This is a genomic window from Spirillospora sp. CA-142024, assembly GCF_050942325.1.
GTDB lineage: Bacteria > Actinomycetota > Actinomycetes > Streptosporangiales > Streptosporangiaceae > Spirillospora.
Genome location: NZ_CP192077.1, coordinates 7,735,842 through 7,756,478 on the forward strand (window position 1 = coordinate 7,735,842; position 20,637 = coordinate 7,756,478).

At 71.5% G+C, this 20,637-nt stretch carries 18 protein-coding genes; 8 read left to right on the top strand and 10 right to left on the bottom strand.

Annotated elements, in window-relative coordinates; genetic code table 11:
• Position 1: 1 nt before the first annotated feature.
• The 4 genes from hpnC to ACQPZP_RS36640 all read right to left on the bottom strand — a co-directional run bounded on the left by hpnC (position 2) and on the right by ACQPZP_RS36640 (position 4,373).
• The gene (gene hpnC, locus ACQPZP_RS36625) at positions 2-859 is read right to left on the bottom strand and encodes a squalene synthase HpnC (protein WP_433474248.1); all 858 of its coding nucleotides are present in this window, start codon (positions 857-859) and stop codon (positions 2-4) included.
• 203 nt (positions 860-1,062) lie between these two features.
• Positions 1,063-1,977, bottom strand: coding sequence for a helix-turn-helix domain-containing protein (locus ACQPZP_RS36630; RefSeq protein ID WP_433474249.1), 915 nt, complete (start codon positions 1,975-1,977; stop codon positions 1,063-1,065).
• A 137-nt stretch (positions 1,978-2,114) separates the two neighbouring features.
• On the bottom strand, positions 2,115-2,918 hold the full coding sequence (locus ACQPZP_RS36635; RefSeq protein WP_433474250.1) for an SAM-dependent methyltransferase: 804 nt from the start codon (positions 2,916-2,918) through the stop codon (positions 2,115-2,117).
• Positions 2,919-3,332: 414 nt separating this feature from the next.
• The gene (locus tag ACQPZP_RS36640) at positions 3,333-4,373 is read right to left on the bottom strand and encodes a PucR family transcriptional regulator (protein WP_433474251.1); all 1,041 of its coding nucleotides are present in this window, start codon (positions 4,371-4,373) and stop codon (positions 3,333-3,335) included.
• Between the two features lie 177 nt (positions 4,374-4,550).
• On the opposite strand from ACQPZP_RS36640, the gene ACQPZP_RS36645 reads away from it, so the two are divergent.
• Together ACQPZP_RS36645 and ACQPZP_RS36650 are read left to right on the top strand one after the other, a co-directional pair.
• On the top strand, positions 4,551-5,246 hold the full coding sequence (locus tag ACQPZP_RS36645; protein WP_433474252.1) for an SDR family NAD(P)-dependent oxidoreductase: 696 nt from the start codon (positions 4,551-4,553) through the stop codon (positions 5,244-5,246).
• Entirely contained in the window at positions 5,246-5,992 is a 747-nt protein-coding gene (locus ACQPZP_RS36650) for an SDR family NAD(P)-dependent oxidoreductase (protein WP_433474253.1), read from the top strand. Before ACQPZP_RS36645 ends, ACQPZP_RS36650 begins: the two co-directional genes overlap by 1 nt.
• On the opposite strand, the gene ACQPZP_RS36655 is transcribed toward ACQPZP_RS36650, so the two are convergent.
• Positions 5,993-8,419, bottom strand: coding sequence for an ABC transporter permease (locus tag ACQPZP_RS36655; RefSeq protein WP_433479732.1), 2,427 nt, complete (start codon positions 8,417-8,419; stop codon positions 5,993-5,995).
• Positions 8,419-9,150: an ABC transporter ATP-binding protein gene (locus ACQPZP_RS36660; RefSeq protein ID WP_433474254.1), complete on the bottom strand. Its 732-nt coding sequence runs from the start codon at positions 9,148-9,150 to the stop codon at positions 8,419-8,421. Before ACQPZP_RS36660 ends, ACQPZP_RS36655 begins: the two co-directional genes overlap by 1 nt.
• A 109-nt stretch (positions 9,151-9,259) precedes the next feature.
• Here ACQPZP_RS36660 and ACQPZP_RS36665 point away from each other — a divergent pair, with 109 nt between their 5' ends.
• Positions 9,260-9,865, top strand: a complete 606-nt coding sequence (locus ACQPZP_RS36665) for a response regulator transcription factor (RefSeq protein ID WP_433474255.1) — start codon at positions 9,260-9,262, stop codon at positions 9,863-9,865.
• Here the strand turns inward: ACQPZP_RS36665 and ACQPZP_RS36670 are convergent.
• Positions 9,862-12,009, bottom strand: a complete 2,148-nt coding sequence (locus ACQPZP_RS36670; protein ID WP_433474256.1) for a histidine kinase — start codon at positions 12,007-12,009, stop codon at positions 9,862-9,864. The genes ACQPZP_RS36665 and ACQPZP_RS36670 overlap by 4 nt on opposite strands.
• 44 nt (positions 12,010-12,053) lie before the next feature.
• Positions 12,054-13,490 (bottom strand): FAD-dependent monooxygenase, encoded by a 1,437-nt coding sequence (locus tag ACQPZP_RS36675; protein WP_433474257.1) that lies wholly within the window; start codon positions 13,488-13,490, stop codon positions 12,054-12,056.
• A gap of 167 nt (positions 13,491-13,657) precedes the next feature.
• Between ACQPZP_RS36675 and ACQPZP_RS36680 the strand changes: the two genes are divergently transcribed.
• Positions 13,658-14,494 (top strand): class I SAM-dependent methyltransferase, encoded by an 837-nt coding sequence (locus ACQPZP_RS36680; RefSeq protein WP_433474258.1) that lies wholly within the window; start codon positions 13,658-13,660, stop codon positions 14,492-14,494.
• Between the two features lie 31 nt (positions 14,495-14,525).
• Here the strand turns inward: ACQPZP_RS36680 and ACQPZP_RS36685 are convergent, their stop codons facing one another.
• Positions 14,526-15,509: an SRPBCC family protein gene (locus ACQPZP_RS36685; RefSeq protein WP_433474259.1), complete on the bottom strand. Its 984-nt coding sequence runs from the start codon at positions 15,507-15,509 to the stop codon at positions 14,526-14,528.
• An 11-nt stretch (positions 15,510-15,520) separates the two neighbouring features.
• The gene (locus ACQPZP_RS36690; RefSeq protein ID WP_433474260.1) at positions 15,521-16,312 is read right to left on the bottom strand and encodes an SRPBCC family protein; all 792 of its coding nucleotides are present in this window, start codon (positions 16,310-16,312) and stop codon (positions 15,521-15,523) included.
• Positions 16,313-16,677: 365 nt separating this feature from the next.
• Between ACQPZP_RS36690 and ACQPZP_RS36695 the strand changes: the two genes are divergently transcribed.
• The 4 genes from ACQPZP_RS36695 to ACQPZP_RS36710 are packed head-to-tail and all read left to right on the top strand — an operon-like array spanning position 16,678 to position 20,590.
• Complete coding sequence (locus ACQPZP_RS36695; RefSeq protein ID WP_433474261.1) at positions 16,678-17,925, top strand: extracellular solute-binding protein; 1,248 nt, start codon at positions 16,678-16,680, stop codon at positions 17,923-17,925.
• Entirely contained in the window at positions 17,926-18,870 is a 945-nt protein-coding gene (locus tag ACQPZP_RS36700) for a carbohydrate ABC transporter permease (protein ID WP_433474262.1), read from the top strand.
• Positions 18,867-19,712 (top strand): carbohydrate ABC transporter permease, encoded by an 846-nt coding sequence (locus ACQPZP_RS36705; RefSeq protein ID WP_433474263.1) that lies wholly within the window; start codon positions 18,867-18,869, stop codon positions 19,710-19,712. Before ACQPZP_RS36700 ends, ACQPZP_RS36705 begins: the two co-directional genes overlap by 4 nt.
• Positions 19,709-20,590 carry an ROK family protein gene (locus ACQPZP_RS36710; RefSeq protein WP_433474264.1) on the top strand — a complete coding sequence of 294 codons (882 nt, stop codon included), beginning with the start codon at positions 19,709-19,711 and terminating at the stop codon, positions 20,588-20,590. The genes ACQPZP_RS36705 and ACQPZP_RS36710 overlap by 4 nt, the downstream gene beginning before the upstream one ends.
• Positions 20,591-20,637: the final 47 nt, after the last annotated feature.

Below are 20,637 nucleotides of genomic sequence, written 5' to 3' on the forward strand. Positions count from 1 at the left end.
CTCATCTCCTTCCCATGGTCCGCGACCACTCGGCGAGCAGCCGCACTCGTCCCGGCCGTGACGGGCCCGCGAGGACGTCGTAGGCGCCGCGCTCCAGCGCCGCGAGCGCGGCGAGACCGCCCGCGACGTATCCGGCGACGGCGACCCGCGCGAATCCTTGGAGCCCGCCGGTGAGGGCGGAGCCCTCGTCCAGCATCCGCCGCGCCCGCTTGGCCTGGAGGGCGACGACGCCGCGCAGCCTCGTCGGCGTGACCACGGCGGCGAGGTCGTCCTCGGCGCAGCCGAACCGCCGCAGGTCGTCGCCCGGCAGGTAGATCCGCCCGTTCCGGTAGTCCTCGCCGACGTCCTGGCAGTGCTCGACGATCTGCAGAGCGGTGCAGACCCGGTCCGAGAGCCGGAGCCGCCCCGGGGTGGCGGCGCCGAACACGTGCAGGACGATGTGCCCGACCGGGTCGGCGGAGAGCGTGCAGTACTCGACCAGGTCGTCGAACGTCCCGTACCGGGTGACGGCCTGGTCCCGGCGGTTGGCCTCGATGAGGCGGCGGAACGGCTCCGCCGGGATGCGGCAGGCGACGATCGTGCGGGCGAGGTCGCGCAGCACGGGGAGCTCCGGCCCGGCGGCCGCGTAGACGCGGTCGAGATCGCGTTCGACCAGGTCGAGCAGGTCCGCCCGCTCGCCCGGCGGCGCCTCGTCGCCGATGTCGTCCACCAGCCGGGCGTAGCCGTACACGTTCAGCAGATGTTCGCGGTGGCGCGCGGGGAGAAGGCGTGTGGCGACCGGGAAGTTCTCCCTGGACTGCAGTTCGATCCTCGTGCGGCGTTCCTCGGTGGCGTTCCACAAACGCTCGCTGACGGACATGACGTTCCTTCGGAGGCGGCGGCGCGGGGACCTACACCGATGCCCGATAACCGGGCGTTCACCCGGTAAACATGGCCATCGAGGGGGCCCATGTGGCGTACGTCCCCGAACCGCCGCGCTAACCCTCCCGAATTTCCGTCATTTATGGATATAGGCCGGAAGTGGTCAGGCGGGAATATGTGATCGTCCCCCGCGGCGGACGGTCAGTAGGTGGTGAGAATCCCGGCGAGGATGTGCGGTGTCCGCTCGGGCGGCGCGGCCTCGGTCACCAGCGTGTTGAAGACGTGCCAGTGCCGCTCGATCTCCGCCCGGCGCACGGGGTAGCCGGCGCCGCCGGGCCGCTCCAGGTAGACCATGTCCTGAAGGCCCTGCTGCGGGAACCGGACGAGGGTGAGCGGCCCGTCGCCGGCCACCCGGCCGGAGACGCCGAACGGCGCGACCTGGACGGTCACGTTCGGCCGCCTGCACATCTCGGCGATGTGCCGGATCTGGCCGCGCATCGTCTCCGGCGAGCCGATGGGACGCCACAGCGCCGCCTCGTCCACGACGATCCACAGGTTCAGCGGACGCGGCCGGCGGCGCAGCACGTACTGCCGCCGCATCCGGAACTCGACGCGCCGCTCGGTCTCCGGGTCGGGACCGGCGCGGCGGATCAGCGCGCGGGCGTAGTCCTCGGTCTGCAGCAGGCCCGGGACGAACTGCGCCTCGAAGGTGCGGACCAGCCTGGCCGCCTGCTCGGCGCTGAGATAGTCGCGGACCCAGGACGGGACGATGTCGCCGTCGTCGTACCACCAGGCCCGCGCGCCGGACTGCTCGGCGAGGGCGAGCAGGGTGGTGCGCTCGGCGGCGTCCGCGCCGTAGCGGTCGAGCAGCCGGGCGACCTCGCCGCTCCGGACGCGGGTGCGGCCCAGCTCCAGCCGGGTGATCTTGGACTCGGAGCCGTCGATCGCGCGTCCGGCGTCCCGCCGGGACAGCCGCGCCGCCTCCCGCAGCTCGCGGAGGCGCTTGCCCAGCAGCATCCGCGGTACGAGCGGGTCGCCCTGCGCCCGGGCGGCATGGACCGATCGCGCGCGTGCCGTGGATGATTCCCTGCTGCCGGTGATCGTGACGGAGGCCAAGGGGGACTCCTCGTCGGAGGACGGCGTGAACGACCGCTCTCACTATAGCTTCACGCTGTGCGCCGGGAAGGAGACCGTGCGCGACGTAGCCTTCACGCCAGGCAGGGGGACCTGCGGGTGGTACCCGGGGTGACGTGTCAGGGTTTGCGGGCCACGGCGCACAGGGTCGGGAGGTCTTCGATCTCGATCGACTCCACCTCCGGGCGCCACGCGCCGCTCGTCACCAGCCCCGGCTCGACGATGTCGAGGCCGTCGAAGTAGCCGCGGATGAACTCGGGGCTGCGCAGCCGGAACGGGATGGCGCCGGTCTCGTCGTAGGCGCGCTGGGCCGCGTTGAACGCGTCGTTCTGGTCGGTGGAGTCGTGCAGGATGAGGTGGCTGCCGGACGCCAGCGGCTCCATCAGCCCGCGGACGACGCCGTACGCCTCGTCGGGGTCGACGATGTGCCCCATCACGCCGATGATCATCAGCCCGACCGGCTGGGACAGGTCCAGCAGCCCGGACGCCGCTTCCATGATCGTCTTGGGGTCGTGCAGGTCGCAGTCGATGTAGGCGGTACGGCCCTCGTTCATCAGGGCGCGGGCGTGCGCGAGGACGAGCGGGTCGTTGTCGACGTAGACGACCTTGGCGTCGGGGGCGGCGCGCCGGGCCATCTCGTGGGTGTTGTCGACGGTGGGCAGGCCGGTCCCGCAGTCCATGAACTGGCGGATCCCGCGGTCGCGGGCGAGGAGCCGGATCGCGCGGTCCATGAAGTAGCGGCCGGCGCGGGCGATGTCCACGATTCCCGGGTACAGCGCGACGTACTGGTCGCCGGCGACCCGGTCGATCTCGTAGTTGTCGGTTCCGCCGAGCCAGTAGTTCCAGATCCGGGCCGACTGCGGAACATCAGTATTGATCTTGCTGTCCGGTCCGTGTTCCGGGCCGGGGGCGGTATCCGTCATCGGTCCGACGCTCCTTCAGCGGTAAGGGCGGGCATCTCCCGCAAACCTAGACCGGGCGCCATGGGGCGGGCCAGAAATGCGAAATACGGGTCTGTCCGTATTTCAATTCAGGACATTAATGAATACGCAGAGTGGGCAGGACTCCGAGGTTGACGTGACGGGCGCGCCTGATGGGATGCGTGTTGGCCGGGTGGCGAATCTCCGGGGCGCGCACGGGCGGGCCAGACCGGATCGATCACTAACGGGGCGGCCACGGTGCGCTGTCCCCGCGGCACGACGATCGGACTCGGAGGCCAGACATTTTGTTATCCGACTCTTCCGACATTTCACTGACCGCGCGTCCGTTGTTCATTGTCCCGTTCCTGGTTATTCGTCGGTCCGGCCCGGAAAGCGCACTCGGCGGGCGGGGCGCCGTCAGCGGCTCGCCCAGATCGCTATCGCCAGCGCCACCCGGTCCTCGAAACGCAGCGGATTGCGGCCGGTGAGCGCCTCGATCCGGGAGAGCCGGTGGCGAAGGGTGTTCGGGTGCAGGAACAGGGCGCGGGACGTCGCGCCGACCGCGCCGCCCATGTCCAGGAAGGTGCGGAGCGTCGCGACGAGCCGGGTCCCGTGCGCGCTGTCGTAGTCGTTGAGCGGCCGGGCGATCTGCTCCAGGAACGGGGCCAGCTGGTCCTGGTCGAGCCGGCCGAGCAGGGCCTGGAACGTGGCGAGGTCGGAGACGTGGACGACCCCGCCGGTGCGGCGGGCGGTGTCCAGCGCGGCGAGACTCTCGCTGATGGACATCGGCAGATGCTCCAGCGAGCCGGCGCTGCCGACGCCGGCGGGCTCGGTCCAGGCGTGCGCGTCGTTGGTGATGAGAAGCGACGTGTCGCCGTCCACGCCGAGGACGCCGGGCAATTCCTCCTCGGCGCCGTCCATCGCGATCACCAGCAGCGAGGCGGGGTCGAGCCCGGCGTCGTCGATCCGCGGGCGGAGCGCCTCGGCGGACGCGAGGCCGTCCTGCACCATGCGCAGCAGCCGCCCGGTCTCCTCCCGTTCGTGCCGTTCGTCCCAGGTGGACGCGAGCCGCTCGGCGAACCACTCGGTGAAGCCGAGGAACGGCACCTCGGGCGGCACCTCCACCAGCGGGAGGCCGTTGCGGTCGCAGGCCATGCGCAGCGCCTCCGGCGCGGCGTCGGCGACGTCCCCGACGCCGAAGCCGATCGCGCTGCCGCGGCCGGCCTTGACCGAGTCGGCGAACGCGGTGCAGGTGCCCGCGTCCCGCAGGGCCGCGCCGACCGTCAGGACGATCTCGTGGCCGCGCAGGTAGGGGGCGGGGTCGAGCAGCTCGGTGGAGTGCGCCCAGCTGATCGGGCGGTCGAGGCCGTCCTCGCCGGCGACCAGGCGCAGCCGGAAGCGCGGCACCTCGATGAGCCGCCGGACGGTGAGGCGCTGCACCTCGGGATCGCTGGTCACATCCTCACCATCTCACCCCCGCGAAGCGGTGGTCCGGGCCCGTGACCGGGTTTTTTGGAGAACGGCACGAAAGGCCGGGCATGCCGCGGTGCGTTCGGCCAAGAATCCCCCACGGCCCTTGTCACCAGCGGTTATGCCGGGTTTGCCTGGAGCCTTCCGAGGTTTCGAGGTGAGCGGATGCGCAGTCGGATCGCGCTCGTCACCGGTGCCGCCGGCGGCATCGGCGCCGCGATGGTGCGCGAGCTGTCCGGGCGGGGCTGGCGCACGGCGGGGCTCGACCTGCGCCCGGCCGCGGACGCCGACCACTCGGTGAGCCTGGACGTCGCGGACCAGGCGCAGGTGTGCGCCACAGTCCGGCGGATCGAGCGGGAGATGGGACCGGTCGAGGCGGCGCTGTGCGCGGCCGGGCACTACGCGATCGTCCCGGTGTCCGACATCGGCTGGGCCGACTGGCGGCGGATGCTGCGGGTGCATCTCGGCGGCACGGTGAACGTGTGCAAGGCCGTGACGCCGGGGATGGTGGAGCGGGGCCGGGGCGCCGTGGTCGCGATCACGTCCGATCTGGCCGTCGGCGGCGGGTACGCCGAGGCGCACTACGCGGCGGCCAAGGGCGCGATGATCGGGCTCGTCCGGTCGCTGGCCGTCGAGCTGGCGCCGTCCGGGGTGCGGGTGAACGGGGTGGCGCCCGGCCCGACCGACACGCCGCTGCTGCCGCCCGACTCCCCCTGGCGCAGGCCGTCCTACCTGCAGACCCTGCCGACCGGGCGGCTGACGTCCGCGGAGGAGGTCGCGCTGACCGCCGCCTATCTGGTCGAGGACGGCACGTACTGCATCGGCGAGATCCTCTCCCCGAACGCCGGGGCGGTGATCTGATGACCGTCGCGCTGATCACCGGGGCGGCCGGCGGGCTCGGCACGGCGGTCGCGCGGCGGCTCGCGTCCGACGGGTACCTCGTCGCCGTCAACGACCGCCCCGGCCGGGACGTGACCGGCCTCGCCGCAGAGCTGGGCGGGGTCGCCGCGCCGGCGGACGTCGCCGATCCCGACGCGGTGACCACGATGGTCGAGGAGGTCGAGGCCCGGACGGGCGAGCAGGTCGGCCTTCTCGTCACCGGCGCGGCCCGGATGGCGATGGCCCCGTTCGCCCGGCACGACCTCGCCGACTGGTGGCGGACGATCGACGTCGACCTCGGCGGGACGTTCGCGTGCGTGCAGGCCGTGCTGCCGGGAATGGTGGACCGCGGCGGCGGCCGGATGGTGTTCGTCGCGTCCGAGTGGGGGCTGATCGGATGGCCGGACGCGACCGCCTACTCCGCGGCCAAGGCCGGGATCATCGCGCTCACGAAGTCGCTCGGCCGGGAGCTGGCCCCGCTCGGCATCGCGGTGAACGCCGTCGCGCCGAGCGCGATCGACACCCCCCGGCTGGAGGTGGACGCGGCGGCCGCCGGCGTGACGGTCGCGGAGATCCGCGCCCGGTACGCCGCGCGGGCGCCGCTCGGCCGGATCGCGACGCCCGAGGAGGTCGCGGCCGCGATCGCGTTCCTGGCCGACGAGCGGCTCCCCACGCTCGTCGGCCAGGTCCTCCAGATCACCGGCGGCACCACCAGGACCCGCGCCTGATCATTCCCGGGCGGAGATCGTGTCGGCGGGTCGGGCGGCCATGGCCAGCCGGGCGGGCAGGGCGGTGGCGACCACGGCGAGGACGGCGGCCCAGCCGAGGACGCCCAGCTGACCGAGCGGCGGGATGTACGGGGCACCGCCCGTCATCCCGGCACCGAACGCGGTGAGCGTCGCCACGGCGATCGCGGTGCCGAGGACGGCGGCGGTGGCGACGACGGCCAGGGTCTCCCAGCCGAGCATCCGCATGACCTGCCGCCGGGTCGCCCCGGTCAGGCGCAGCAGGGCGAACTCCCTGCCGCGGCCGGCGGTGGACATCGCGAGGGTGTTCACCACGGCGATCGCCGTGAAGGCGATGATCAGGGCCATGGCGACGTAGTTGACCTCGGCGTTGGCGGACGCCGTGTCCCCCGCGACCGTGGCGGGATCCGAGGTCGGGAGCCCGGCGGGGGCCCTGCCCGCGATCAGGAGGGTGCCGCGCGGGTCGTCCACATGCGCGGACAGCAGGTCGTGGGCGACGGTCAGATCACCGAAGCCGAGACCGCGCGCGTAGACGGCGATCACCGTGGGCGCGACGGGGGTGCCGTCGCCGAGCGTGAGCCGCAGCCGATCACCCAGCCGGACGCCGAGGCGGTCCGCGGCCGTCGTGCTCACCGCGATGGTGGACGGGTTCAGGTTCGTGAGCGAGCCCGCCCGGACGTCCAGGTCCATCGTGCGGTCCAGTCCGTCCGGCGTGACGCCCTGGACGCCGTAGTTCTCCAGCCCCACCCGGACGGTGCTCCGCAGGATCTCCGTCACGGCCGTCACCCCGGGCGACCGGCGGGCCTCCACGGCCGTGGTGTGCGCGACCTTCGGCCCCGCGACGTGCGCCGCGATGACGCCGTCGCCCGCCTGCCGGGTCACCGCGTGGCCCGTGGTCGTCTGAGCGAACAGGATCGTCGAGGTCAGAGCGGTCATCAGCGTGAGCGGGACGACGACGGCCGCATACCGCCGCGCTCCCGTGCCGAGGTTCGCGGCCGCGAGCCGCCCGCCGACCGGCGAGAGCCGTAGCGGGACGGTGAGCACGGCGACCGCCGCACGCACGATCACCGGGCCGAGGAGGGCGGCCGCGACCGTCCAGACGAGCGCGGTCAGCACGGTGACCGGGCTGGACGCCGCCTCCGTGTGGAGGTTCGACAGCACGACCGTCAGGGCTGCGGCCCCGGCGGTGACGGCGAGTCCGGCAAGGACCCTGACGGCGCCGGATCCGCCGCGGTCCAGGGCGGTGTCGCCGAGCGCTTCGACGGGCCGGATCCGCGCCGTCCGCCGCGCCGTGATCCGGGCGGCGGCGAAGGCCGCGACGGCGGCGGCGAGGGTGGCGGCGAGCGGCGGGAACGGGCTCAGCACGAGATCGAGGTTGGGCGGCAGCGCGCCGAGCCCGCGGAACCGGTCCCGCAGCCAGAACGCCACCGGCAGCCCGGCCGCCGCGCCCGGCGGGCCGGCGACGAGGCCGACCAGCAGCGCCTCGCGCCCGATCATGCGGCGGATCTGCCGCGGCGTCGCGGCGACCGCCCGCAGCAGCGCGATCTCCCGTTCCCGCTGCCGCACCGACAGCGCGAACGTGCCGGACACGACGAGGATCGCGACGAGCAGGGCGGTCCCGCCGAGCGCGCCGCCCATGCTGATCAGCTTGATCCGGGACTTCTCCGCGCCGAGGAACTCCGCCCTGCCCCGGTCCTTCCCGAGGTGGACGGTGGCGTTCGTGCCGCGCAGGGCGTCCTCGATCGCCCTCTCCGAGCCGCGGGCGCCGATGGCGGTGATCTTCCCGTCCCGCCCGGACAGCCGCGCCGCCTCGGCGGTCGAGAAGAAGACGGCGGTCTGGTGCTCAAGGGACTGCTTCGTCACGCCGACGACGCGGTAGGTGCCAGGGACGGCCGACGCGACCTTCACGGTCGCGCCTGGGCGGAGCCCCCGCGTGCGGGCCGTCGCCGCGTCGATGACGATCTCGTCGCCAGCGGTGGGGGCGTGTCCCTCTCGGAGGGTGAACGGAGTGAGCGCCGCCGACTCCCACCCGTGCCCCCACGATTCGCGGCCTCCGTCGGCGCGGCCGATCTCGGCCGGGAAGGACACCTCCGTCACCACGTCCCGGACGTCCTCCGCCGCCCGGAGCCTGCCCGCGACGGAGGCGGGCAGCCACGCACGCTCGGCGATCGCCTTGGCCTTGTGCTTCCTCTTCCCCTTCTTCTTGACGATCGTCTGGTGGACGAACTGGTCTCCGGTGACGATGACCGGCGAACCCGCGTACCGTTCGGGGGCGATCGAGCCGCGCAGGCCGGTGTCGAGCAGGACACCGCACGCGCAGACCAGGGCGGCCGCGCAGAAGAGGGCGGCGAACGCTCCCGCGAACCCGGCCTTGCGGTGCCGCAACGTGCTGACGACGATCCACAGCATCACTTCCACGCCCCCAGACGGGTCATGCGGGCGGCGACCTTGTCGCTGGACGGGGCCTCCAGCGAGTCGGCGATCCGTCCGTCGGCCAGGAACAGCACCGTGTCGGCGTACGAGGCGGCGACCGGATCATGGGTGACCATCACGACCGTCTGGCCCATCCCGTCGACCGTCTCCCTCAGTAGGGTCAGCACCTCGCGGGCCGTCATCGTGTCCAGCGCGCCGGTCGGCTCGTCCCCGAACACCACGTCCGGACGGGTGACCAGGGCTCGCGCTATCGCGACCCGCTGCTGCTGCCCGCCGGACAGTTGCGAGGGCCGGTGCCCCGCGCGCTCGGCCAGACCGACCCGGGCCACCACCTCCTTCAGCCACGCCTTGTCCACAGGGGCCCGTGACAGGCGCAGCGGCAGGGTGATGTTCTGCTCCACGGTCAGCGACGGGATCAGGTTGAACGCCTGGAACACGAAGCCGACCCGCCGCCTCCGCAGCTCGGTCAGTCTCGTCTCGTTCATCGCGGACAGTTCCGTGTCGCCAAGCCGCACCGTGCCGGACGTCGGGGTGTCGAGGCCGGCGGCGCAGTGCAGGAACGTGCTCTTGCCCGAGCCCGACGGCCCCATCACCGCAGTGAACAGCCCCTTCGGGATCGTCGCCGTCACCTCCCGCAGCGCCGCGACCGCGCCTCTGCCGCGTCCGTAGACCTTGCTGACCTTCTCCATGCGCACCGCGTCGTTCATGACGACAAGTCTTCTGACCTGGAGATTCACGGACCAGAGACGTGAACACCGGTCACCCGTGATCTCGTCATGGGTCCGGGCGTGACGGCGTCGCTGGTAGACATGAGGAGTGATCAAGGTGCTGCTGGCCGACGACCACCACGTCGTGCGCGGCGCTCTCGCCGCACTGCTCGCGCTGGAGCCCGACCTGACCGTGGTCGCCGAGGTGGAGCGCGGGGACGAGGTGCAGGCCGCGGCCCGTTCCGCCCGTCCTGACGTGGCCGTGCTGGACATCGACATGCCCGTCATGGACGGCCTCGCCGCGGCCGCCGCCCTGCACGCCGCCCTCCCGGACATCGCGGTCCTGATCCTCACCGGGCACGGCAAGCCCGGGCACCTGCGCCGCGCCCTCACGGCCGGCGTCCGCGGTTTCCTGCTGAAGACCGCGCCCCCGGACGAGTTGGCGGCCGGCATCAGGAAGGTCGCCGCCGGCGAACGCGTCCTCGATCCGAAGCTCGCCCTGACCGCGTGGGATCTGGCCGACAACCCGCTCACGCCGCGCGAGACCGACGTCCTGCGGCTGGCCGCGGACGGGGCCGACGCGCCGGAGATCGCCGGACGCCTCCACCTGTCCGCGGGGACGGTGCGCAACTACCTGACCGCCGCCGTCACCAAGCTCAACGCCCGCAACCGCACCGACGCCGCCCGCATCGCCCGCGAGGCCGGCTGGCTCTAGCCGATCCTCGCCTCCAGCCGGAAGTGCCCCGCACCGTCGGCGCGCGCGCTGAGCGTCCCGCCGAACGAGGCCAGCCGCGTGGTCAGGTTCCCGATGCCCGCGCCCGGCGGAGTCCTGGGCGCGTCCGGGTCGAGCCCGTCGTTCTCCACGACCAGCCGGACGGCGTCGCCGTCCCGCCCGGTCTGGATGGTGCACCGGGTGGCGGCGCTGTGCCGCAGCACATTGGTCACCGCCTCCCGCAGGACGGTCCCGAGCACCGCCGACACCCTGCCGTCCAGATCCGGGTGCTCCAGTCCGGGCTCGACCTCGACCTCGACGCCGGCCGCCGTGAGCACGGACCGCGCCGACGCGACCTCCCCTTCGAGGGAGAGCTCGGTGTCCCCGCCGGTCGCGGTGCGCAGGTCCCCGCGGGCCTGGTCGGCCATGTCGACGATCTCGGCGAGCTCCTTGCGGGACCGAGCGGGATCCACGTCGGCCAGCCGTCTCGCCAGCTCGCACTTGAGCAGGATCGCCGCCAGGCTGTGCCCGAGCAGATCGTGCAGGTCCCGCGCCGCCCGCAGCCGCTCCTGGACGGTGGCCGCCCTGGCCAGTTCCTCCCCCGCAGCCTGCAGATCCCGCACGAGCCGCGCCAGCCGGACGAGCCCGTACACGACCAGACCCGTCACCAGCGTGCTGACCACGTAGTTGACGACGGCCGCCGTCCCGAGCCCCAGCATCCGCGCGCCCGTCCCGACCGAGGCCATGGTCACCGCGACCAGCGGGACGGACGCCCGTCTCGGCAGGCCGACCAGGAAGGTCCCGGCGAGGAACCCGGCGACGCCGAGCCATGCCTGCCCGAACACCGGGACGGGCGCGAAGCTGAGCACCGCCAGGATCAGGGGCCACCATCCCGGACGCCCGCGACCGGCCCAGAACAGCTGCGTCGCCGAGGCCAGAAGCAGCAGTGCGGCGGCGGCCGGCCACCCCGGTCCCCACGGGACCGCCAGCAGCCCCTTGACGGAGAACCCGGCCAGCACCGCGGCCAGCAACGCCAGTGACAGCCGGTACGCCGCACGGTCGGGCAGGCTCACCGGGCGCTCCCCCGCCGCGACGGCCGCCTCCACCACGAACCGGCCGTCGTTCCCCAGCCCCGCGGAGAAGGCCCCGCCCGCGGCGCGGACCCGCGCGGCCGCCTCCACCAGCCCGCCCGCGCCCTGCTCGGCCGTGCGGACACCGTCGTTGACCACCCGCAGCCTGACCAGGCCGCCGTCCTCCGACGTCTCGATCACGCAGGTCCGCGCCGTCTCCGCGCGGACCACATCGGTGACCGCCTCCCGCAGGACCATCGCCAGCAGCGCCCCGGCCGGGCCGAGCGGCTCCCGGTGCCCGCCGCGCACCTCGGCCTCGACACCCGCCGCGTCCAGCAGGGCCCGCGCCGCCGTCACCTCCGGCGCGAGCGACATGCTGCGGAAGTCCGCCGCCGCGGCCCGCGCGTCGTTCAGCGTCCCCCGGGCCACCGCCAGCACGCCGCCGATCTCCTCGGGCCGCCCGACCGCGCGCCTGCTGCCCGCCGCGATCGCCTGGAGCCCGTCCCCGAGGGCCCGGTTCAGCTCCGCCGCGATCCGCAGCCGCTCCCTCTCGGCCGCCGCCAGGGTGAGCGGCAGCCGGGCCGCCGCCGTGTCGTCCACCCGGTCCGCCAGCCGCACCAGCCCGTACACCACGAGGGCGGTCAGCAGGCAGGTGATCGTGACGTCGGCGCTCGCGCCGTTCCGCAGGTGGTCGATGAGCGCCGCGCTCGCGACGACCCCCGCGGCGAGCGGCCAGGCCCTCGTGAGCAGCAGCGACCCGGCGACGAAGCCGAGGATCCCGACGGACGTCCCGAAGGCGATCACGCCCGTGTACGCGGCCGCCCCCTGGACGAGGACGGTCCAGCCGCCGCGCCACCTCTCCAGGCGCGGCACGACCCGGACGAGCTGCGCCAGCAGGACCGTCACCGCGAGGACCGCCGCGGCGGCGGCCCGGGCGGCGCCCTCCGTCCGCGAAGGCGCCGCCAGCACGTACACCCCGGCGAAGGCGACCATCACCAGCCCGACGATCACCCGCGCGACCCGCGGCCCCGGCACCGCCTCGGCCGACCGGCCCGGACTCCCGGCCTCGAAGAACACGAGACAGATCCAACCGCACCCGCGGGGCGGGGCGCACCGGGCGCCTATGCCGCGCGCGTGAGACGGGCCAGGTGGGTCCGGATCGCGGTCGCGTCGCCAGTGCAGGCGACGTAGCCGTCCGGCCGGATCAGGACCAGGGCGGAGCCTGCGTAGGCGGCTCGGGCCTGGCCGCCGGGATCGGTGTGGTCGCCGGATTCGCCGATCGCGACCACGCGGACGTCCGGGTGCTCGATGTTCACCGGCGTGCCGAAGGCCAGCAGGGTGGTGTGGGGGCCTCGCAGCAGGTCGTGCAGACGTACCCGGGCGCCCGTCCTGTCATGAAGGACGGCGTCGGGGGCGCGGGTTCCGCCGAGCGGACCGTCGGAGAGTGAGCTGTCGGGGTAGGCGAGGAGGAGCTGCTGTGTCTCCTCGCCGCGCTGGTGGGCGTCGGCCTGGCCCTCGACGGCCTTCTCGTACAGCTTCGTGCTGATGCCCAGGACTCCGGCCGCCACGGGGAGCCGCTCCTCCTCGTAGGTGTCGAGCAGAGCAGCGGGACCGCCCTTGATGACGGTGGCCAGTTTCCATCCGAGGTTGTAGGCGTCCTGGACGCCGGTGTTGAGTCCCTGGCCGCCGGCGGGCGAGTGGACGTGCGCCGCGTCGCCGGCGATGAAGACGCGGCCGTCCCGGAATCGTTCGGCCATCCGGATGTTGACCCGGTATATCGAGCTCCAGGTGAGCTCCGTCAGCCGGATGTCGGTGCGGCCGGTGCCCTCCTCCAGGGTCTTCTGATAGGTGGCGAGGGCGAGGTCCGGCTTCTCGCCCGGCTGGAGGGGGGCCGTGAACTGGAAGTCCTCGGTGCCCGGAAGCGGGACCAGCCCGATGCGGAGCGTCTGAGTCCGCATGTCCGCCCAGGTGTGCCAGTGCTCGCGGTCCAGATCGGCGGTCCGGACGTCGCCGATGAGCATGCGCTCTTCTTCGCGCGTCTCGCCCGCGAAATCGATGCCGAGGTTTTTGCGGACGACACTTCTGCCGCCGTCCGTGCCGACGAGATAGGCGGCGCGGATGGTCGTCCCGTCGGCCAGCGTGGCGGTCACTCCGCCGGCGTCCTGGGTGAAAGAGACCAGCTCTCCCCGTTCGACTTCGCCGCCCAGTTCGGTCAGGCGGTCGCGCAGGATCTGCTCGGTCCGCCACTGCGGGACCATCAGGACGTTCGGGTACGGGACGTCGGCGGACGGCGTCTTCGGTTCACTCATCCGCCCCTCCCACACGACGTCCGCGCCTGCGTACGCACGGATGGCCGGGTACAGGGCGCCCGCTTCGAGGATCGCGCCGGCCACCCCGAGGTCGTCGAAGACCTCCAGCGTGCGGGGCTGCAGCCCCTTCCCGCGCGACCCGGCGCCGATGCCCGGGTCGATGATCCGGTGGCGGATACCGCGCCGGGCGAGGTCGACCGCGAGGGTGAGGCCGGCGGGGCCGGCACCGATGACGAGGACGTCGATCATGATGTTCTCCCTTCTCCGGTCCGAGTCTCGGGAGACGCCCTGGCAGATCGCTGTCAGACCGCTGACAGCGAAAATGTGACGACACGTTCATCGGTAATTTATTTTGCTCTGATATGCTGAATAAAAGGCATTGTAGGCTCCCTTTTCGAAGGAAAGGGAGCCTACTTATGAACGACGGAGAACCCAGTTCGACGGCGCTTTCTTCGGCAGCGGCGCGGGCGGCGCATCTGGTCGCGGACGGAACGCCGAAGGTGTTCGAGGACACGCTCGCGGCCCGGCTGACCGGCGGCCTCGCCGACGAGATGATCGGCTATCACCGCACCCGCGGCGAGCACATCATCCTGGCCGGGACGAGGGCCGTCACGACCGTCCGGAGCCGGTACACGGAGGCGCGGATCGCCGGGCACGACCAGTACGTGGTCCTCGGCGCCGGGCTCGACAGCTACGGATACCGCGGCGACCCCGGCGTCCGCGTCTTCGAGGTCGATCACCCGGCCACCCAGGAATGGAAGAAGGGGCTGCTGGAGGCGGCCGGAATCCCGGTTCCGGAGAACGTCGTCCTCGTTCCCGTCGACTTCGAGACCGAGGATCCGGTGGCACGGCTCGCGGACGGCGGATTCGACCTCGGCCGGCCCGCGCTCGTCGGCTGGCTGGGCGTCAGCTTCTACCTCACCCGGGACACCGTCGCGAAGACCCTGGGCGAGATCGCCCGGCTGGCGCCCGGCAGCGAACTCGTCCTGGACTACGCGCTCCCGGAGGGCCTGCGGGACGCCGAGGGCGACGCGTACGCGGAGATCGCCGAGCAGGTCGTCCGGGACGGCGGCGAGCCCCGGCGGTCCGCGTTCGCGCCTGACGAGATCGACGCGCTGCTGAAGGACCGCGGGTTCGAGGTAGGCGAGAACGTGAGCGTGCGCGACGCCGTTCCCGCCCACCTGTGGCGGCGCACGGACGCGCTGCGGCCGTTCGACTACTTCCGGCTGGTCAGGGCGACCGTCACGCGCTGACCGGCCACCGCGCCGATCCCTTTCGGCTCCGTCAGCGGGCGTCCTCGTACTCCTGCTCGCGCTCCTTGCGGTCGCGTTCCTCCTCGTCCAGCGCCTCCTCGTGCGTCCGGACGACCTCGCTGTCGTGGATCTCGCCGCGCCACCCCTCGACGTCGTCCGGATGCGTGAGCGACTGCGTCATCACGTACCGGTGGAAGTGCTTCAGTTCGAGGCGGGCCCGGCGGCCCTGGGCGCGCCAGAGGTTCCCGGTCCGCTCCATGAGGCCCTGCGGGTGGTACTCCAGCACGACGAGGACGCGGGTCAGGTTCGGGGAGAGCTTGTGGAAGCTGACCGTGCCGTCCACGTGCCCCTTGGGTCCCTTGGAGCGCCACACGATGTGCTCGTCCGGGACCTGCTCGACGATCGTCGACTCCCACGTCCGGCTGGACCAGAAGATCTTCGCCTTCCAGTTCAGCTTCGTGTCATCGGCCTGGTCGACGCTGACGACCTTCTTCATGAAGGACGGGTAGTCCTGGAACCGCGTCCACTGGTCGTACACGAGGCGGCGCGGCGCACCGATGTCGATGTGCTCCGCGATGTTGGTGACCTTCACCTTCTTTCCGCCGCCGCCACCGCTCTTCTTGGGCCCACCGCCCGGGAGGGCGCCGCCGACGGTGTCCTTGGCGCTGCCGACGGTGTCCTTGATCCGACCGAGCACGCCCTGGCCCTGCTCCTCGGCCGTGGGCTGCTCGTCCTTCTCGTCGGTCTGCTCCGGCTTCGCGTCCTTCTCCTGGTCGCTCGGGCCGGACGAGCCGCCGTCTCCGCGACGGCCGCCCAGAACCCGGCTCGCCGCCACGGCCGCTCCCGCGCCGAGCAGGACGCCGCCGGCGGTGCCGAGTGCCCGCCCGCCCGGCAGTGACTTCGGGAGGCTCTTGGTGATGGCGCTCAGGTCGGGACCGCGCTTGCGCCGGCCGACCGGCAGCCGTTTGGTGATCTGTCCGATGGGCGAGCCGCCCATCAGGCTTCCGCGTGCCATGGTCTGCTTCCTCACTTGGGGGTTGTGACGATCCCGCCGTCGTGGATCTCGCCGCGCCAGCCCTCCACCTCGTCCGGGCGGATGAGCGAGCGCGTCATCACGTGACGGCGGAAGTGCTTCAGTTCGAGGCGGGCCCGGCGGCCCTGGGCGCGCCAGAGGTTCCCGGTCCTCTCCATGAGGCCCTGCGGGTGGTACTCCAGGACGAGCAGGACGCGGGTCAGGTCGGGGGTCACTTCGTGGAAGCTGACCGTCCCGTTCACGTGCCCCTTGGATCCCTTCGAGCGCCACACGATGTGCTCGTCCGGGACCTGCTCGACGATCGTCGACTCCCACGTCCGGATGGACCAGAAGACCTTCGCCTTCCAGTTCAGCTTCGTGCCGGACGCCTGGTCGACGCTGACGACCTTCTTCATGAAGGACGGGTAGTCCTGGAACCGCGTCCACTGGTCGTACACGAGGCGGCGCGGCGCACCCACGTCGGTCCGTTCGACGATGTTGGTCGGCCGCCCCCTTCGTCCCCGCCCGAAGATGCGGGCGAGCGTCTCCTTCAACGCCGTCCAGCCGAAGTTCATCAGCGCGCGGAACGGGGACCTGCCCTCGCGCAGCGCGTTGATCCCGGCCAGCGCGGCCTTGGCGAGCGGACCCGCCTGCTCGGCCTTCTCGGTGAGCCGCCGGACCTCCCGGTCCAGGCGGCGCTCGAACCGGGTCGCGAGGCCGTCCAGCATCCGGCGTCCCAGGCGGCGGGCCGAGAGCGCCGCCAGGGCGCCGCCGGCGCCCACCGCCAGTCCGGTCCGGAAGTTCATGTCCTGCCCACCTCGTCGTCTGGTTCGCGTACGGCGCCGAATTACCCGGTCAAGTTGGGACAAAACCGCCGTCAACGAGGAACGAGGTCGGCGGCACCGCCGGCCGGATCAGGACGGCGGCACTGCTGCGCTCAGAGTGAACACCGGGACGCTGCTGTCGGACGACCAGACCAGTCCAGCGTGGACACCGGACCAGACCGGCGTCCCGGCTACCTCGCATAACGGTTGAGAGTCGTGCTCAATGGGGCTCTTGAACTGGTACGGACCAGTGTTTATCTTCGTCCCCACCACGCGCGTTTGTGCTCGGTGGCCTATCGCACCGCGCACTATTTTTCACGCGCGAAAGCCGGAGAAGGCGGAGACAGATGAAACGGCACCTCATGGGCGTCGTCGCCGCGGGCCTGACCGTGGCCCTCGGCGTCAGCGGATGCGGCAAGGGCAGCTCGTCGGGTGGCGACTCCGACGGAAAGACCATCAAGTTCGTCGCCGCGATTTACGACGACAACACCAAGCCCTACTGGGACGCCCTGATCAAGGACTTCGAGGCGAAGAACTCGGGCTACAAGGTCAACCTGGAGATGGTCGACTGGACTCAGATGGACGCAAAGGTCAAGACCTACGTCCAGACAAAGCAGGTTCCCGACATCCTCAACTACAACGCCTTCTCCGACTTCGCCCGCGACGGCCTCATCTACAAGGCCTCGGACGTGGTGTCGCCGGGCACGCTCAGCGACTTCACCCCGACCTTCGTCCAGCAGGCGCAGTACGACGGCGCGCAGTACGGCCTGCCGTTCATCTCCAGCGCCCGCCTGCTCTTCTACAACAAGGACCTGTTCAAGAAGGCCGGCATCACCGACCCGCCCGCCACCTGGGACGAGGTCAAGGCCGACGCGCAGAAGATCAAGAAGGCGGGCACCACCGGCTACGGGCTGCCGCTCGGCCCGGAGGAGTCGCAGGCCGAGTTCTACTCGTGGGCGATGAACAACGGCGGCGGCTGGGTCGACGCGTCCGGGAAATGGGCCATCAACCAGAAGGCCAACGTCGACACGCTCGCCTTCCTGAAGGACCTCAACAAGTCCGGGCTGACCCAGCCGAACCCGGAGACCACCGACCGCAAGACGGTGTTCAACCAGTTCGCGCAGGGCAAGATCGGCATGGCGATCGGCGGCCCGTTCACCAAGGCCGGATTCATCGACCCGGTGAACAAGAACCTGAACTTCGGCGTCGCGCCGCTGCCGAGCAAGAGCGGTACCGAGCACAACACGCTCGGCGTCATGGACGTTCTCGCCGCGTTCAAGAAGGACGACGGCAAGAACAAGGAGGCCATCAAGAAGTTCCTCGACTTCTTCTACCAGAAGGAGAACACCTCCAAGTTCCTGAGCACCGAGGGCTTCCTGCCGGTGACGAAGTCGGCCGGTGACGCGCTGAGCTCCGACCCGTACATGAAGCAGTTCGTGGACGCGCTTCCGACGTCGAAGTTCGCCCCCACGTCCAACCCGGCGTGGTCCGCGGTCGCGGGAGCCGTCAAGCAGGATCTCGGCTCCTCCGTCGCGAACGAAGACCCGAAGAAGGTCCTGGACAAGATCCAGGAGACGGCGGAGAAGGCCGGCTGAGTGCACGACCTCAAGGCCAGGGAGCGGGGGGCCGGCACCACCCCGGCCCCCCGCCCCTCCTTCCTCCGGCGGCTCGGGCGCGCGCTGACGCCGCTGCTGTGGCTCGGCCCGTCCCTCGCGCTCATCGCGGTCGTGGTGCTGTGGCCCGTGATCGAGATGGTCCGCACGTCCCTGCAGAAGATCAGCTCGTCCGGTGTCACGCTCGGCTACCGCGGCGGCGGGAACTACACCGACCTGTTCGGCGAGGACGACCTGATCCCCGTCGTGCTGCGGACGCTCCTGTGGGTCATCGGCGTCGTCGTCGTCACGATGGCGCTGTCGCTGGCCCTCGGGCAGCTGCTGAACGCCCGCTTCCCCGGCCGCCGCGTCGTCCGCTGGGCCGTCGTCGTCCCGTGGGCGGCGTCGGTGCTGATGACGGCGCTGATCTGGAAGTGGATGCTGGACAACTACTCCGGCCTGGTCAACCGCGTGCTGCTGGACCTGCACATGATCGACGAGCCGGTGAACTGGCTGGCCCATCCCACCCAGGCGATGCTGTGGATGATGGGGGTCGCGGTGTTCGTCTCGCTCCCGTTCACCTCGTTCGTGATCCTCGCCGGGCTCCAGACGATCCCGGCCGACGTCTACGAGGCGGCCCGCGTGGACGGCGCCGGGACCCTGCGCACCTACTTCCGCATCACGCTGCCGCTGCTGCGCCCGGCCGTGCTGATCGCGTCCATCATCAACGTGATCAACGTGTTCAACTCGTTCCCGATCATCTGGGCGATGACCGGCGGCGGCCCCGGCCACAGGACCGACACCACCACCACCTTCATGTACAAACTGGCCTTCTACGACCAGAACGTCGGCGAGTCCGGCGCGATGGCGGTCGTCAACTTCGTCCTGATCCTCGTCATGGTGCTGCTGTATCTGCGCGCCGCCCGCTGGCGGGAGGAGGTCCGATGACCGCGGCGAAGCAAGGGAAGGGTCCGATGACGCGCCGGATCGTCCTCGCGGGCGTCGGCTGGCTGGTCGCCCTGGCGTTCCTGCTGCCCTACCTGCAGATGTTCGTCACCGCGCTCAAACCCGAGCGCGAACTCACCAAGTCGCCGGGCACCTACCTGCCGTCGCACTGGACGTGGTCGAACTTCGTGGACGTCTGGTCGGCGGCGCCGGTCTGGACGTACATGCGGGTCTCCCTCACCGTCGCGGCCGCCGCCACCGTGGTCACGCTCGCCTGCGCGATGCCCGCCGCCTACTACACGGCCCGCAACCGTTTCCGGGGACGCGGCGCGTTCCTGCTGCTCGTCCTCGTCACGCAGATGTTCGCGCCGACCGCCCTGGTGATCGGCATCTACCGGGAAATGGTCGCGCTCAATCTGACCGACACCCTGATGTCGCTGATCCTGGTGAACGCGGCGTTCAACCTGCCGTTCTGCGTCTGGATCCTGCACGGCTACTTCTCCAGCATCCCGAAGGAACTGGAAGAGGCCGCGTTCCTGGACGGCGCGGGCCGCGTCGGCGCCCTCACCCGCGTCACCCTGCCCATTTCCATGCCGGGTGTCGTCACCGCGGTCGTCTACACGTTCATCTCGGCGTGGAACGAGTACATCGTCGCCCTGACGGTCACCGCGTCCCCCGACCGGCGCCCGCTGACGGTCGGCATTCCGTCCTTCGTGACCCAGTACCAGGCGCACTGGCAGTACCTTTTCGCCACGTCCCTGATCGCGATCGTCCCCGTCGTCATCCTGTTCGTCTTCATCGAGCGCTACCTCATCGGCGGCCTGACCGCGGGCTCGGTCAAATGACCCTGATCGGCCTGGACGTCGGCGGCACGACGATGAAGGCCGCGCTGGTCGACGGTTCCGAAGTACTCGCGACCGAATCCCGGCCCACCGACCGCACCGACCCGGTGGGCGGCATCCTGGACTTCGCCGCCCACCTCTCGTCCCGTGCCGCCTCGCTGGGCTCGCCCGCCCGCGCAGCCGGTATAGCGCTGCCCGGAATCGTGGACGAGGCGACGGGCACGGCCGTCCATTCCGCCAATCTCGGCTGGCGCGACGTCCCGATTCTGCACCTGGCGGGCGAACACCTCGGCATCCCGGTCGCGATAGGCCACGACGTCCGCACCGGCGGCCTGGCCGAAGCAGTTCTCGGCGCGGGCCGCGACGCGGGCGACTTCGTCTTCATGGCGATAGGAACAGGCATAGCCGCCGCCCTGATCCTGAACGGCACGCCCTACCCCGGCACCGTCGGCTGGAGCGGAGAAATAGGCCATGTGGTGGTCCGCCCGAAGGGCGAGGACTGCGCCTGCGGCAACAAGGGCTGCCTGGAAACCTACGCGTCCGCCGCCGCCATCTCCCGCCGCTACGGCGATTCCGTCCCGGCCGAAGAGGTGATAGCCCGAGCCGGAAAGAACGAGGAACGCGCTGCCGGGGTCTGGTCGGACGCCCTGGACACCCTCGCGGACGGCCTGGCCGCCACGACCCTCCTCCTGGACCCGGCCCTCCTCGTCATAGGCGGCGGCCTGGCCAAGGCCGGCGACGCGCTCCTGAAGCCCTTGGAATCGCGCCTCGCGACCCGCCTGAAGTTCCGCGCCCCACCCCGCATGCTGCTCACGGAACTGGACGACCAGGCGGCCGTGAAAGGCGCGACCATCCTCGCCCGGCGGCTCCTGGACGCCTGACGGTCTGGTCCCGTGATCTCCCGAGGGTTCGCGGGACGTTCACACAT

Coding starts and splice junctions, on each gene's coding strand:
- hpnC (WP_433474248.1), bottom strand. CDS start 859: ATGTCCGTCAGCGAGCGTTTGTGGAACGCCACCGAGGAACGCCGCACG.
- ACQPZP_RS36635 (WP_433474250.1), bottom strand. CDS start 2,918: ATGACGGATACCGCCCCCGGCCCGGAACACGGACCGGACAGCAAGATC.
- ACQPZP_RS36645 (WP_433474252.1), top strand. CDS start 4,551: ATGCGCAGTCGGATCGCGCTCGTCACCGGTGCCGCCGGCGGCATCGGC.
- ACQPZP_RS36650 (WP_433474253.1), top strand. CDS start 5,246: ATGACCGTCGCGCTGATCACCGGGGCGGCCGGCGGGCTCGGCACGGCG.
- ACQPZP_RS36655 (WP_433479732.1), bottom strand. CDS start 8,419: ATGCTGTGGATCGTCGTCAGCACGTTGCGGCACCGCAAGGCCGGGTTC.
- ACQPZP_RS36660 (WP_433474254.1), bottom strand. CDS start 9,150: ATGAACGACGCGGTGCGCATGGAGAAGGTCAGCAAGGTCTACGGACGC.
- ACQPZP_RS36675 (WP_433474257.1), bottom strand. CDS start 13,490: ATGATCGACGTCCTCGTCATCGGTGCCGGCCCCGCCGGCCTCACCCTC.
- ACQPZP_RS36680 (WP_433474258.1), top strand. CDS start 13,658: ATGAACGACGGAGAACCCAGTTCGACGGCGCTTTCTTCGGCAGCGGCG.
- ACQPZP_RS36685 (WP_433474259.1), bottom strand. CDS start 15,509: ATGGCACGCGGAAGCCTGATGGGCGGCTCGCCCATCGGACAGATCACC.
- ACQPZP_RS36690 (WP_433474260.1), bottom strand. CDS start 16,312: ATGAACTTCCGGACCGGACTGGCGGTGGGCGCCGGCGGCGCCCTGGCG.
- ACQPZP_RS36695 (WP_433474261.1), top strand. CDS start 16,678: ATGAAACGGCACCTCATGGGCGTCGTCGCCGCGGGCCTGACCGTGGCC.
- ACQPZP_RS36705 (WP_433474263.1), top strand. CDS start 18,867: ATGACCGCGGCGAAGCAAGGGAAGGGTCCGATGACGCGCCGGATCGTC.
- ACQPZP_RS36710 (WP_433474264.1), top strand. CDS start 19,709: ATGACCCTGATCGGCCTGGACGTCGGCGGCACGACGATGAAGGCCGCG.